Source organism: Streptomyces sp. NPDC029674, from assembly GCF_044903205.1.
Taxonomy (GTDB): domain Bacteria; phylum Actinomycetota; class Actinomycetes; order Streptomycetales; family Streptomycetaceae; genus Streptomyces.
The window spans coordinates 363,338-376,656 of the sequence record NZ_JBJDPY010000007.1 but is presented as its reverse complement, the minus strand read 5'-3'; the positions used below and the strand labels follow the sequence as shown (position 1 = coordinate 376,656).

At 70.0% G+C, this 13,319-nt stretch carries 12 protein-coding genes; 8 read left to right on the top strand and 4 right to left on the bottom strand.

Translation table 11 applies throughout. The annotated features are described in order from the left end of the window. Positions 1–90 precede the first annotated feature (90 nt). Positions 91–1,311: a sensor histidine kinase gene (locus ACI2L3_RS19735; protein WP_404753623.1), complete on the top strand. Its 1,221-nt coding sequence runs from the start codon at positions 91–93 to the stop codon at positions 1,309–1,311. Continuing rightward, positions 1,308–1,988 (top strand): response regulator, encoded by a 681-nt coding sequence (locus ACI2L3_RS19730; RefSeq protein WP_404753622.1) that lies wholly within the window; start codon positions 1,308–1,310, stop codon positions 1,986–1,988. The genes ACI2L3_RS19735 and ACI2L3_RS19730 overlap by 4 nt, the downstream gene beginning before the upstream one ends. A 9-nt stretch (positions 1,989–1,997) precedes the next feature. Here ACI2L3_RS19730 and nadA read toward each other — a convergent pair whose 3' ends face one another. Then, positions 1,998–3,218 (bottom strand): quinolinate synthase NadA, encoded by a 1,221-nt coding sequence (nadA, locus tag ACI2L3_RS19725; RefSeq protein WP_404753621.1) that lies wholly within the window; start codon positions 3,216–3,218, stop codon positions 1,998–2,000. Positions 3,219–3,467: 249 nt separating this feature from the next. Here nadA and ACI2L3_RS19720 point away from each other — a divergent pair, with 249 nt between their 5' ends. Next, positions 3,468–3,824: an iron-sulfur cluster assembly accessory protein gene (locus tag ACI2L3_RS19720; protein WP_030933606.1), complete on the top strand. Its 357-nt coding sequence runs from the start codon at positions 3,468–3,470 to the stop codon at positions 3,822–3,824. A 97-nt stretch (positions 3,825–3,921) separates the two neighbouring features. Here ACI2L3_RS19720 and ACI2L3_RS19715 read toward each other — a convergent pair whose 3' ends face one another. Beyond that, the gene (locus ACI2L3_RS19715; protein WP_404753620.1) at positions 3,922–5,439 is read right to left on the bottom strand and encodes a hypothetical protein; all 1,518 of its coding nucleotides are present in this window, start codon (positions 5,437–5,439) and stop codon (positions 3,922–3,924) included. Positions 5,440–5,602: 163 nt separating this feature from the next. Beyond that, positions 5,603–5,830, bottom strand: a complete 228-nt coding sequence (locus ACI2L3_RS19710) for a hypothetical protein (RefSeq protein ID WP_404753699.1) — start codon at positions 5,828–5,830, stop codon at positions 5,603–5,605. A 143-nt stretch (positions 5,831–5,973) separates the two neighbouring features. On the opposite strand from ACI2L3_RS19710, the gene ACI2L3_RS19705 reads away from it, so the two are divergent. Beyond that, positions 5,974–6,948, top strand: coding sequence for a carbohydrate kinase family protein (locus tag ACI2L3_RS19705; RefSeq protein ID WP_404753619.1), 975 nt, complete (start codon positions 5,974–5,976; stop codon positions 6,946–6,948). A gap of 3 nt (positions 6,949–6,951) precedes the next feature. Here ACI2L3_RS19705 and ACI2L3_RS19700 read toward each other — a convergent pair whose 3' ends face one another. Then, the gene (locus ACI2L3_RS19700; RefSeq protein WP_404753618.1) at positions 6,952–8,328 is read right to left on the bottom strand and encodes a cysteine desulfurase/sulfurtransferase TusA family protein; all 1,377 of its coding nucleotides are present in this window, start codon (positions 8,326–8,328) and stop codon (positions 6,952–6,954) included. Positions 8,329–8,700: 372 nt separating this feature from the next. On the opposite strand from ACI2L3_RS19700, the gene coxB reads away from it, so the two are divergent. From coxB to ACI2L3_RS19680, 4 genes are all read left to right on the top strand, one after another. After that, positions 8,701–9,663 carry a cytochrome c oxidase subunit II gene (coxB, locus tag ACI2L3_RS19695; RefSeq protein ID WP_404753617.1) on the top strand — a complete coding sequence of 321 codons (963 nt, stop codon included), beginning with the start codon at positions 8,701–8,703 and terminating at the stop codon, positions 9,661–9,663. Further along, positions 9,660–11,402 carry a cytochrome c oxidase subunit I gene (gene ctaD, locus ACI2L3_RS19690; protein ID WP_404753616.1) on the top strand — a complete coding sequence of 581 codons (1,743 nt, stop codon included), beginning with the start codon at positions 9,660–9,662 and terminating at the stop codon, positions 11,400–11,402. Before coxB ends, ctaD begins: the two co-directional genes overlap by 4 nt. Further along, positions 11,399–11,797, top strand: coding sequence for a cytochrome c oxidase subunit 4 (locus ACI2L3_RS19685; RefSeq protein WP_404753615.1), 399 nt, complete (start codon positions 11,399–11,401; stop codon positions 11,795–11,797). The genes ctaD and ACI2L3_RS19685 overlap by 4 nt, the downstream gene beginning before the upstream one ends. Positions 11,798–11,933: 136 nt before the next feature. After that, complete coding sequence (locus ACI2L3_RS19680) at positions 11,934–13,181, top strand: Ig-like domain-containing protein (RefSeq protein ID WP_404753614.1); 1,248 nt, start codon at positions 11,934–11,936, stop codon at positions 13,179–13,181. Positions 13,182–13,319 lie beyond the last annotated feature (138 nt).

Genomic DNA, 13,319 nt, shown 5'->3' with positions numbered 1-13,319 from the left:
CGTGGGCGCGCCCAGCCCCAACGTGCCCGCAGCCGAAACAGATGCGGAGATCTGGTCAAGGCCCCCGGCCAGCCCCCGTACCGTTTAGCCGTGACCACTCTCCTACGAGGCCGCGGCTGGGCCAGAACACACCCGCTGGCGGTGGACGCGGCGCTCTCCTCCGCCGTCCTCGTCTGCATGGTCGTCGGATCCTTCGCCGAGCCCTACGGAGAGCACGGCCCCACCTGGGGCACCCGCACCCCCGACGTCCCGAGCCTGCTCCTGATGGCGCTCGGCGCGCTCGCCCTGGTCTTCCGCCGCCGCGCCCCCTGGTCCGTGCTGGCCGCGACCTGCGCCGCCTCCATCGTCGAACTGCTCACCGGCGAGCCGCGCGCGCCCGTCGTGATGTGCGCCGTCATCGCGCTGTTCACCGTGGCCGCCCGCACGGACCGCTCCACGACGTGGCGGATCGGCCTCGTCACCATGACGGGCCTCACCGGCGTCGCGATGCTCTCGGGCCCGCTGCCCTGGTACGCCCAGGAAAACCTCGGCATCTTCGCCTGGACCGGGATGGCCGCCGCCGCGGGTGACGCGGTGCGCAGCCGTCGCGCCTTCGTGGACGCGATAAGGGAGCGCGCCGAGCGGGCGGAGCGCACCCGGGAGGAGGAGGCCAGGCGCCGGGTCGCGGAGGAGCGGCTGCGCATCGCCCGGGAGCTGCACGACGTGGTCGCCCACCACATCGCCCTGGTCAACGTGCAGGCCGGGGTCGCCGCGCACGTCATGGACAAGCGGCCCGACCAGGCCAAGGAAGCCCTCTCGCACGTACGGGACGCCAGCCGCTCCGCGCTCAACGAACTCCGCGCCACCGTCGGCCTGTTGCGGCAGACCGGCGACCCGGAGGCGCCCACCGAGCCGGCGCCGGGCCTGCACCGTCTCGACGAGCTCGTCGACACGTTCCGCAACGCCGGGCTGCCGGTGGAAGTGGCTCTCGGCCAGGTCGGCCTCGATCTGGCGGCCGCCGTCGACCTCGCCGCGTTCCGGATCATCCAGGAGGCGCTGACCAATGTGCAGAAGCACGCGGGGAAGGGCGCCAAGGCGGAGGTGAGCGTGGTCCGCGTCGGCCCGAACGTGGAGGTCACCGTCATCGACGACGGCCCCGGCCTCGGCAAGGGCGACGGGCGGAACACCGACGGCGGCGGCCACGGCCTGCTCGGCATGCGCGAACGCGTCACCGCCCTCGGCGGCAGCTGCTCGGCGGGACCCCGCTACGGCGGCGGGTTCCGGGTCCATGCGATCCTGCCCGTCACCACGGCAAAGGGAGGGACCGCGTGACGATCCGCGTACTGCTCGCCGACGACCAGGCGTTGCTGCGCAGCGCGTTCAAGGTGCTCGTCGACTCCGAGGCCGACATGGAGGTGGTCGGCGAGGCGTCCGACGGGGCGGAGGCGGTCCGGCTCGCCAAGTCCGAGCGGGCCGACGTGGTCCTGATGGACATCCGGATGCCCGGCACCGACGGCCTGGCCGCCACCCGGCTGATCAGTGCCGACCCGTCGCTGGCGCATGTGCGCGTGGTGATGCTGACGACGTTCGAGGTCGACGAGTACGTGGTGGAGTCGCTGCGCGCGGGCGCCTCCGGGTTCCTCGGCAAGGGCGCGGAGCCCGACGAGCTGCTCGGCGCCATCCGTATCGCGGCGGCCGGCGAGGCGCTGCTCTCCCCGGTGGCGACCAAGGGGCTGATCGCCAAGTTCCTCGCGCAGGGCGAAGGCCTGGACGGCGACGTGCCGGTGGGCGGCGAGCGGCTCGACGCGCTCACCGGACGCGAGCGCGAGGTCCTCGTACAGGTCGCGGGCGGCCACTCGAACGACGAGATCGCCGAGCGCCTCGAGGTCAGCCCGCTCACCGTGAAGACCCATGTGAACCGGGCGATGGCGAAGCTCGGCGCCCGCGACCGGGCCCAACTCGTCGTCATCGCCTACGAGTCGGGCCTGGTGCGGCCGCGGGCGGAGTAGGGACGGGGATTACGGAAGCGCCAGCATCCGCTCCAGCGCCAGCTTCGCGAACTGCTCGGTCTCCCGGTCCACCTCGATCTGGTTGACGAGCTTGCCCTCGGCGAGGGACTCCAGGGTCCAGACGAGGTGCGGCAGGTCGATGCGGTTCATGGTCGAGCAGAAGCAGACCGTCTTGTCGAGGAAGACGATCTCCTTGTCCTCGGCGGCGAAACGGTTCGCCAGCCGGCGTACGAGATTCAGCTCGGTGCCGATGGCCCACTTGGAGCCGGCCGGCGCCGCCTCCAGGGTCTTGATGATGTGCTCCGTGGAGCCCACGTAGTCGGCTGCGGCGACGACCTCGTGCTTGCACTCCGGGTGCACCAGGACGTTCACGCCCGGGATGCGCGCCCGCACGTCCTCGACGCTCTCCAGCGAGAAGCGCCCGTGCACCGAGCAGTGCCCGCGCCACAGGATCATCTTCGCGTCGCGCAGCTGCTCGACGGTCAGGCCGCCGTTCGGCTTGTGCGGGTTGTAGACGACGCAGTCGTCCAGGGACATGCCCATGTCGCGCACGGCGGTGTTGCGGCCCAGGTGCTGGTCCGGCAGGAACAGGACCTTCGTCGACGACTGGGGGGAGCCCTGCTCGAAGGCCCACTCCAGGGCGCGCTTGGCATTCGACGACGTGCAGATCGTGCCGCCGTGCTTGCCGGTGAAGGCCTTGATGTCGGCCGAGGAGTTCATGTACGAGACGGGGACGACCTGCTCGGCTATCCCGGCCTCGGTCAGCACGTCCCAGCACTCGGCGACCTGCTCGGCGGTGGCCATGTCGGCCATCGAGCAGCCGGCGGCCAGGTCGGGCAGGACGACCTTCTGGTCGTCCGTCGTCAGGATGTCCGCGGACTCGGCCATGAAGTGCACACCGCAGAAGACGATGTACTCGGCGTCCGGCCGGGCGGCGGCGTCGCGCGCCAGCTTGAACGAGTCACCGGTGACGTCCGCGAACTGGATGACCTCGTCGCGCTGGTAGTGGTGGCCGAGGACGAAGACCTTCTCGCCGAGCTTCTCCTTGGCGGCACGGGCGCGCTCCACCAGGTCCGGGTCGGACGGCGACGGCAGGTCGCCGGGGCACTCCACGCCGCGCTCGCTCCTGGGGTCGGCCTCGCGGCCGAGCAGCAGCAGAGCGAGCGGCGTGGGCTGAACGTCGAGCTCCACGAGATCCGCGGGGGACTGGGCGGTGGTCACGGCACGCACCTTTTTCTGATCTGGCAGACGAGCCTTTTCGTCTAATTGACGTTATCTATCATAACCGCTTCACGTCAGTTTGACGATGGCCATAGTGTCGATGTGACGCATTCGCCGTCGCCCGGCCAGTCCTCCCGCACGGCGCCATGTGCGAGCATGAAGGGGTAAGGACGTAAGCGCTCGGCCCGGAATGAATCCGCGGCCCCGCCGGTTGCAACCGTCGGCAAGCAGTCTCCGTACAACCCGGGAGAGAAGCAGATGTCCGTATCGGACGAGACCACCACCGTGAGCGACGGCATCCTCCTGTCGGACGCCGCCGCGGCCAAGGTGAAGGGCCTCCTTGAGCAGGAGGGCCGCGACGACCTGGCGCTGCGCGTCGCCGTGCAGCCCGGCGGCTGCTCGGGCCTGCGCTACCAGCTGTTCTTCGACGAGCGCTCGCTCGACGGCGACGTCGTCAAGGACTTCGACGGCGTGAAGGTCGTCACCGACCGGATGAGCGCTCCCTACCTGGGCGGCGCCTCCATCGACTTCGTGGACACCATCGAGAAGCAGGGCTTCACGATCGACAACCCGAACGCCACGGGCTCCTGCGCCTGCGGCGACTCCTTCAGCTGAGCCTGTAGCCAGCCGCAGTACCCACGTACGAAGGCGGCGGCCCCCTGAACTTCCAGGGGGCCGCCGCCTTCGTACGTGCGCGCTTCGTGTGTGCGCGCTACTTCCGCTTCACCGTCTCGCCCCCGGCGTCGACGACCTTGCGGTCACCCAGCGGCTCGTCGAGGGTGACCGTCTCCTTGAGCTCCTTGGCCACCATGATGCAGACGTCGCCCTTGCGCCCGGTCTCGGTGACCGTGACCGTCACGCGGTCGCCGTCCTCCCGCGCGGACGCGGAGTACTCACTGCACGCACCGCCCCAGAAGTGCACGGTCAGCGACTTCCCGTCGGCGGTGTAGGACTCGACGCGCGCCTTGTCCGTGCCGCCCTTGTCACCCGTGTCGCCCTTGCCCGGCTTCCCGGTGGGCGTGGGCGTGCCCGGAGTGCTCGGCGACGTCAGGTACTTGGGGGCGATTGCGGGGTGCGTCACCGTGAAGGTGTCCCGCGCGCCCTGCGGCTTCACCTCGAACAGCCAGGACGGTACGAGGGTCTGCCTGCCGTCCACGAAGTGCGTCGCGAGCCCGAACGTGGCGCCCTCGACGGCGACCGGCCGCGGCTTCGGAGCCGTCGACGACGGCTCGCACGGCGCCTGCTTCGCTCCGCCGCCGCCCTCCGTCTTCGTGCTGTCGTCCATGTGCGGCACCGGGGTCGCGCAGCCTCCGATGCCGATCCGGCCGTGGCCGTCGCTCGTCGTGTTCAGCTGGTCCAGGGTCTCCCGCGCGCCGATCACCGGATACGTCGCGCCTTTGTCCGGCGCCTTCAACTGGCCGCTGCCGCCCACCACTTCGCCGCCCGCGCCGACCTGGACGCCGGTTGACCAGCCGTAGGTCGGCAGGCCGCCGATCTTCGGGTCCGCGTTCACGACGCGTACGGCACCCATGAGCTGGCGGGCGTCGAGCTTCGCGTCGTCCTGGCCGAGCGCCTTCAGGACGGGGGCCGCGGCGTCCTTGGCGGCCTTCTCGCTCACCGCGTCGCCCGGATCGCCGTTCGGCGCGGTGGAGGTGCTGGAACAGGGCTTGCCCTTCGAGCAGTTGTCGGTGCCGCCGATGCCGTGCCGGGCGTAGGTCCAGGTGCCGGGCGCCTGCTTGTTCACCTGCAATGAGGGGCCCGACCCGTCGTTGTCCGCGCCGACCTTCCAGACGCCGTCCCGCGACGTCGGCGTCCCGGTCACCCCGAGCGCCTCGGCCAGCCTGGCCACTTCGCCCCGGGTGACCTCACCGCGCGCGTGGTACACGGCGGCCGACTCCGGGCCCTTGGGCAGATCGCCGGTCGCCCGGTACGTGGCGCCGCTCGGGTCGGGCTCGCCCGGCGCGATGTCGCTGGTGCCGCCGGTGCCCTTTGCGCCGTCGTCCTGCCGGTCGGCGGCCGGGTAGCCGTCCAGCGCGAGCGGCGGCGGCTCGCCGCCGGCGCCCGCGGGGGCCCCGTCGCCGCCACCGCTGCCGCCGCCGGAGGCGGTCGACGCGAAGTACGCGCCGCCGCCACCGATCAGCAGCACCGTGGCCGCGACCGAGGCGACGGCCAGGCGGGACCGTCGCCGCTGCGGCTCTGCCGCCTCATGAACGGATCGCTCGCTGCTCACCGCATCGCTCCTTCGCTGCGCTGCTGTCCCTGGGACCCCACGGGTGGTTCCCACGGGCGGGCTTCGTCGTATCCCACTTCCCCTTTACGGGGGACGGCGATGGGACGCAGCGGGGGAGCGCACGGTTCCCTTACGGGCGCCGGGGCCCCGGAAGCAGTCTCCCTCAGTTCCCGTACTCGGACATTTCGGAGAGCAGCCGGGCGGAGGCGGGCGGGACGGTGATCCCGTGGATCAGCGAGGGCGGCACGGGAGCGGCGGCGGCCACGGCGGGCACCACCCAGTGCGGCGCCATGCGGGCACAGTCCCCGCGCAGCGACTCCATGCTCTCCGGGGCCTCCGGGGCGAGTAAGGCGCGGTACTGCGGAATGACATCCTTCGGGATAACGGTCATAACGGCACCGTAGGCACCAGGACGCCCACGAAAAAAGCCCTACTATCGGGTAGTTTTGCCACTTCAGGGACGGTGCCTCTACGGCACCTCGACCCGGTAGCGTGAACTGTCAATCCCGCCTCCCTCCACAGGAGCATCCAGCCGTGCGTATTGCAGTCACCGGCTCCATCGCCACCGACCACCTGATGACCTTCCCCGGCCGCTTCGCCGACCAGCTGGTCGCCGATCAGCTGCACACGGTCTCCCTCTCCTTCCTCGTCGACGCCCTCGACGTGCGCAGGGGCGGCGTCGCCGCCAACATCACCTTCGGCATGGGACAGCTCGGCACCCGCCCGATCCTGGTCGGCGCCGCCGGCTCCGACTTCGACGAGTACCGGGCCTGGCTCGACCGGCACGGCGTGGACACCGCCTCGGTCCGGATCTCCGAGACCCTGCACACCGCCCGCTTCGTCTGCACCACGGACGCCGACCACAACCAGATCGGCTCCTTCTACACGGGCGCGATGAGCGAGGCCCGCCTCATCGAGCTGAAGACGGTGGCCGACCGCGTCGGCGGCCTCGACCTCGTCCTGATCGGCGCCGACGACCCCGAGGCGATGCTCCGGCACACCGAGGAGTGCCGTACCCGCGAGATCCCCTTCGCCGCCGACTTCTCCCAGCAGATCGCGCGAATGGAGGGCGACGAGATCCGCACGCTCCTCGACGGCGCGACGTACCTCTTCTCCAACGAGTACGAGAAGGGGCTCATCGAGTCCAAGACGGGCTGGACCGACGCCGAGATCCTCTCCAGGGTCGGCCACCGCGTGACGACCCTCGGCTCGCGGGGCGTGCGCATAGAGGCCGTCGGCCAGGACCCGATCGAGGTCGGCGTCCCGGAGGAGGAGGCGAAGGTCGAGCCGACCGGCGTCGGCGACGCGTTCCGCGCCGGCTTCCTCTCGGGTCTCGCCTGGGGTGTCTCCCACGAGCGCGCGGCGCAGGTCGGCTGCATGCTCGCCACCCTCGTCATCGAGACCGTCGGCACGCAGGAGTACGAGCTGCGCCGCAGCAACTTCATGGACCGCTTCACCAAGGCGTACGGCCACGCGGCCGCCGCGGAGGTCCAGCCGCACCTCGCCTGAGGCTCACGAGCTCCGGCGGACCACGTACGCGACGCCATGGTCCGCCGGGCGCTCACCCACGTACTCCTGGCCCTGCGTCCAGCACCACGCCGGGATGTCGACCGCCGCGACCTCGTCGTCGGCGAGCACGGTGACGGTGCCGCCCACCCGCACCCCGCCGATCCCCTTGGCCAGCTCGATGACCGGCAGCGGACAGTTCATGCCGAGCGCGTCGACCGTCACGGCCTCGGCCTCCCCGCTGCCGCCCCCGACCGGCGCCCCCAAGGTCTCCCGCACCCCGCGCACCACCCCGGGCAGCACGTCGAGGAACCGCTCGACGTCCGCCTCCTCCGCCCCGAACGGCAGCGACACCCGTACGTTCCCCTCGCTGACCACCCCCATGGCGCGCAGCACATGGCTCGGCGTCAGCGTCGAACTCGTGCACGAGGACCCCGACGACACGGAGAAACCCGCCCGGTCGAGCTCGTGCAGCACCGTCTCCCCGTCGACATAGAGACACGAGAAGGTGACGAGGTGCGGAAGCCGCCGCACCGGATCACCCACCACCTCCACGTCGGGCACCAGCCCGGGCACCCGCGCCCGGATCCGCTCCGTCAGCTCCCGCAGCCGCGCCCCCTCGGCGACGGCCTCGGCCCGCACCGCCCGCAGCGACGCGGCCGCCGCGACGATCGCGGGGATGTTCTCGAACCCGGCCGCCCGCCCGGACTCCCGCTCGTCGACGGGCCCGCGCGCGGCGAAGCGCACCCCTTTACGTACGACGAGAAGCCCGACACCCGCGGGCCCGCCCCATTTGTGGGCGCTCCCGGTCAGCAGCGACCAGTCCCCGTCGACACGCCCCCACGCCAGCGACTGCGCGGCATCCACCAGCAGCGGCACCCCGGCGGCCCGGCAGACCGCCGCCACCTCGGCGACCGGCTGCTCGGTGCCGACCTCGTGGTTGGCGGACTGCAGACAGGCGAGCGCGGTGTCCTCGCGCAGCGCGGCGGCGTACGCGTCCGGGCTCACCGCCCCGCCCCGGTCCACCGCCACTTCGGTCACCGCCCCGCCGTCGGCCTCGTGCGCCTCCGCCGAATGGAGCACCGACGAGTGTTCGACGGCCGACACGATCAGGTGGCGTCCGACGCGCCGACGGCCGGCGAGCGCCCCCGCGATCCCCGCGTGCACGGAACGGGTACCGGACGAGGTGAAGACGAGCTCGTCCGGCCGACACCCCACGGCCTCGGCGGCCGCCTCCCGCGCGGCATCCAGCAGCAGCCGCGCCCGCCGCCCCTCCCGGTAGAGCCGCGCCGGATCGGCCCACCCCTCGTCCAGCGACGCGTGCAACGCCTGCCGGGCGACGGGATGAAGAGGAGCGGAGGAAGCAACATCGAAGTAGGCCACGCCCCCACGCTAAGACGTCAGCTCGTCGAGACACTCCGGGGGAGCGCCCGAGGGAGCCGCCCCGCAAGGGGCGCTCCCCAGGGGCGCGGGGAACTGCGCGACCAGCCACACCGGACCCGCACCCGCGGACCGGGGGATTCCGCCGAGCTCAAAGGCGCCCCGACCCTCCGTCAGAAAGGGCCCGACGGCGCCCCGTCCCACCCTTCGGAGTGACCCGCGGCGCGTTAGGCACCCTCCCCGCGCGACCCCAAATAGCGTCCAGTAGGGTTTGGTCCGCATAAACATCCAAACCCCTGCCCGACGCAGGGCGGCGACCTACCAGCGTGAAGGCCGCAGCCGACCGCGCGGGCGAGACTCTCGGGAAGGCGCTACGTGAGTCCCAACGGCTCCGACCGCTCGTCGCGGCGCCCGATGCGGCGGAAGCTGCCGCAGGTGCTGACTGCGGGCCTGATCCTGGCGACCGCCACCGGTTGCACATACAAGGATTTCCCCCGCCTTGGAATGCCCACCCCGGTAACGGAAGAGGCTCCGCGGATTCTCTCCCTCTGGCAGGGCTCGTGGGCGGCAGCGCTCGCCACGGGCGTCCTGGTCTGGGGCCTGATCCTGTGGAGCGTCATCTTCCACCGGCGCAGCCGCACCAAGGTGGAAGTACCGCCGCAGACGCGTTACAACATGCCCATCGAGGCGCTGTACACGGTGGTGCCTCTCATCATCGTCTCGGTGCTCTTCTACTTCACGGCACGTGACGAGTCGAAGCTCCTCGAACTCGACGACAAGCCGGCCCACACGGTCAACGTGGTCGGCTACCAGTGGAGCTGGGGCTTCAACTACATCGAGGACGTTCCGGGTTCCGACAAGGACGACGCCAAGACGTCCAAGGACCTGGAAGCCATTCCGGACCGTTTCCGCAAGGACTTCCCGGCCAACGCCGGCGGCGTCTACGAGGTCGGCACGCCCGGCGAGCGGAACCCCCAGAACGGCAACCCCGGACCGACCCTCTGGCTCCCCAAGGGCGAGAAGGTCCGTTTCGTTCTGACTTCGCGTGACGTCATCCACTCCTTCTGGGTGGTGCCGTTCCTCATGAAGCAGGACGTCATCCCGGGCCACACCAACGCCTTCGAGGTGACTCCGAACAAGGAGGGCACCTTCATGGGCAAGTGCGCCGAGCTCTGCGGCGTCGACCACTCCCGGATGCTCTTCAACGTCAAGGTCGTCTCTCCCGAGCGCTACAAGCAGCACCTCGAGGACCTCGCGAAGAAGAACCAGACCGGTTACATCCCGGCCGGCATCGAGCAGACGGGCCACGAGAAGAACCGGGAGACGAACAACCTGTGAGCATCCTCAACGAACCCCAGGGTGCCGCGGCAGCTCCAACGGACTCGTACGAGAACGAGCTGCCGGTCAGGCGCAAGCAGCCGGGAAACGTCGTCGTCAAGTGGCTGACCACCACTGACCACAAGACGATCGGCACGCTCTATCTGGTCACGTCGTTCGCGTTCTTCTGCATCGGCGGTGTGATGGCGCTCTTCATGCGCGCCGAGCTCGCCCGTCCGGGTACGCAGATCATGTCGAACGAGCAGTTCAACCAGGCGTTCACGATGCACGGCACGATCATGCTGCTGATGTTCGCGACGCCGCTGTTCGCCGGTTTCGCGAACTGGATCATGCCGCTGCAGATCGGTGCTCCCGATGTGGCCTTCCCGCGGCTGAACATGTTCGCCTACTGGCTGTACCTGTTCGGCTCGCTGATCGCGGTCGGCGGGTTCCTCACCCCGCAGGGCGCGGCCGACTTCGGCTGGTTCGCCTACAGCCCGCTGTCGGACGCGGTCCGCTCGCCGGGCATCGGCGCGGACATGTGGATCATGGGTCTGGCGTTCTCCGGCTTCGGCACGATCCTGGGCTCGGTCAACTTCATCACCACCATCATCTGCATGCGCGCGCCGGGCATGACGATGTTCCGCATGCCGATCTTCGTGTGGAACGTGCTGCTGACCGCGGTGCTGGTGCTGCTGGCCTTCCCGGTCCTGGCCGCCGCGCTGTTCGCCCTGGAGGCGGACCGCAAGTTCGGTGCGCACATCTTCGACGCCTCCAACGGCGGCGCGTTGCTGTGGCAACACCTCTTCTGGTTCTTCGGCCATCCAGAGGTGTACATCATCGCCTTGCCGTTCTTCGGCATCATCTCCGAGGTCATTCCGGTCTTCTCGCGCAAGCCGATGTTCGGCTACATGGGTCTGATCGGCGCGACCATCGCCATCGCGGGTCTGTCCGTGACGGTGTGGGCGCACCACATGTACGTCACCGGCGGCGTGCTGTTGCCGTTCTTCTCCTTCATGACGTTCCTCATCGCCGTGCCAACAGGCGTGAAGTTCTTCAACTGGATTGGCACGATGTGGAAGGGGTCCCTGAGTTTCGAGACCCCGATGCTGTGGGCGGTCGGCTTCCTGATCACCTTCACCTTCGGTGGCCTGACGGGCGTCATCCTGGCCTCGCCGCCGATGGACTTCCACGTCTCGGACTCGTACTTCGTGGTGGCGCACTTCCACTACGTGGTGTTCGGCACCGTCGTCTTCGCGATGTTCTCCGGCTTCCACTTCTGGTGGCCGAAGTTCACCGGCAAGATGCTCGACGAGCGCCTGGGCAAGATCACCTTCTGGACGCTGTTCGTCGGCTTCCACGGCACGTTCCTCGTCCAGCACTGGCTGGGTGCCGAGGGCATGCCGCGCCGTTACGCGGACTACCTCCACGCCGACGGCTTCACCGCGCTGAACACGATCTCGACGATCTGCTCGTTCCTGCTCGGTCTGTCGATCCTGCCGTTCTTCTACAACATCTGGAAGACGGCCAAGTACGGCAAGAAGATCGAGGTCGACGACCCGTGGGGTTACGGCCGTTCGCTGGAGTGGGCGACGTCCTGCCCGCCCCCGCGGCACAACTTCATCACCCTGCCGCGCATCCGCTCGGAATCGCCGGCGTTCGACCTGCACCACCCTGAGATCGCGGCGCTCGGCCACATCGAGAACGACGGGCAGAAGGACACCGCGCTGTTCGGCGGCGACAAGGAGGCCGCGAAGTGAAGATCCAGGGCAAGATGTTCATCTGGCTGAGCGTCTTCGTCCTCGCCATGGCGATCGTCTATGGCGTGTGGTCGAAGGAGCCGGCCGGTACCACGGCGCTCTTCCTGGCCTTCGGTCTGTGCATCATGATCGGCTACTACCTGGCCTTCACGGCCCGGCGGGTCGACGCCTCCGCACAGGACAACAAGGAGGCCGACGTCGCGGACGAGGCCGGCGAGGTGGGCTTCTTCAGCCCGCACAGCTGGCAGCCGCTCTCCCTGGCCATCGGTGGCGCGCTCGCCTTCATGGGCGTCGTCTTCGGCTGGTGGCTGCTGTACTTCTCGGCCCCGATCATCCTGATCGGCCTGTGGGGCTGGGTGTTCGAGTACTACCGCGGCGAGAACCAGACCCAGTGAGTCTGTAGTTCGCACTGCGCACCCGAAGGGCCCGGACACTCCGAGAGGAGCGTCCGGGCCCTTCGGCGTACGCGACACTCCCTCGAACGGGTCAACTCGGCGCGCCGAACCTGATGAACCTTCATACCGTGTGTTTATGAGCCACTCTCCGCGAATCCGCACGGTACTGAGCTGCACGATGCTGGTGACCGCCCTCGGCGCGGGAGTCACGGCCTGCGGTACCTCCGACGGCCACCCGCTCTCGGCGCAGCCGTACGACGCGGCCGGCCAGGTCGCCTTCAACGGACCGGTGGGCAGTCAGAAGGCGGACCCGGACAAGCCCTTGGAGGTCACCGCCCAGGGCGAGGACGGGCGCATCACCGACGTGACGGCCACCGACGCCATGGGGCGTCACGTGGCGGGCGAACTCTCGGCGGACGGCGCCCGGTGGCACAGCACCACCCCACTGGCGGCAGGCGCCCACTACACCGTGCGGGTGAGCACCGAGGACGACGAGGGGGCGCCGGGTCGCAAGATCATGACCTTCGACACCAACACGCCCGACAAGAAGAAGCGGCTGAAGGTCACCTTCGGCCCCGAGGCGGGCAAGTACGGCGTCGGCCAGCCGGTCACGGCCTCCCTCAGCGCCCCGGTGAAGGGCAAGGAGGCCAGGGCGGTCGTCGAACGCGCCCTCAAGGTCCGCTCGGTGCCCGCTACAGAAGGAGCCTGGTACTGGGTGGACAGCGAGACGCTGCACTACCGCCCGAAGGAGTACTGGCCCACGGGCGCGACCGTCAGCGTCTCCAGCAACCTCGAAGGCCTCAAGATCAAGGACAAGCTGTGGGGCGGTGAGGCCAAGCCGCTCAAGCTGACCATCGGTGACCGGGTCGAGGCCGTCACGGACGCCTCCGCGCACCGGATGACGGTCTACCGCAACGGCGAGGTGATCAACTCCATCCCGGTGACCACCGGAAAGCCCGGCTACTCCACCCGCAACGGCGTCAAGGTGGTGCTGGGCAAGGAGTACTCCGTACGCATGACCAGTGCCAGCATCGGCGCGTCGGACTTCTACGACAAGATGGTCTATTACGCGACACGGGTGACCGACTCCGGCGAGTACGTGCACGCGGCCCCCTGGTCGGTGGGCTCGCAGGGCACCGCGAACACCAGCCACGGCTGCACCGGCATGAGCACCGGGAACGCCGCCTGGTTCTACGAGACCGTCCGGCAGGGCGACCTGGTGACGGTCATCAACAGCAACGGCGAGGACATGCCGACGTTCGGCAACGGCCTCGGCGACTGGAACATGGGCTGGAAGAAGTGGCGCGAGGGCAGCGCGCTGCTCACCGCGGCCAAGGACGGCCCCGCGGCGGTCGACGCGGCCAGACTGCGGCCGCGGGTCTGACGGCCCGGCAGAGAGGCGCACAGAGACGTGGGGGGGGGGGGGGGGGGCGGGGGGGGGGCGCCCCCCCCCCCCCGCCCCGCCGCCCCCCCGCCCCCCCCCCCCCCCCCCCCCCCCGCCGGGGCGCCCGGGGCCCGGCCC

Excerpts from the sequence above, each read along its gene's own strand:
- ACI2L3_RS19720 (WP_030933606.1), top strand. The coding sequence starts at position 3,468 with ATGTCCGTATCGGACGAGACCACCACCGTGAGCGACGGCATCCTCCTG.
- ACI2L3_RS19680 (WP_404753614.1), top strand. The coding sequence starts at position 11,934 with ATGAGCCACTCTCCGCGAATCCGCACGGTACTGAGCTGCACGATGCTG.
- ACI2L3_RS19710 (WP_404753699.1), bottom strand. The coding sequence starts at position 5,830 with ATGACCGTTATCCCGAAGGATGTCATTCCGCAGTACCGCGCCTTACTC.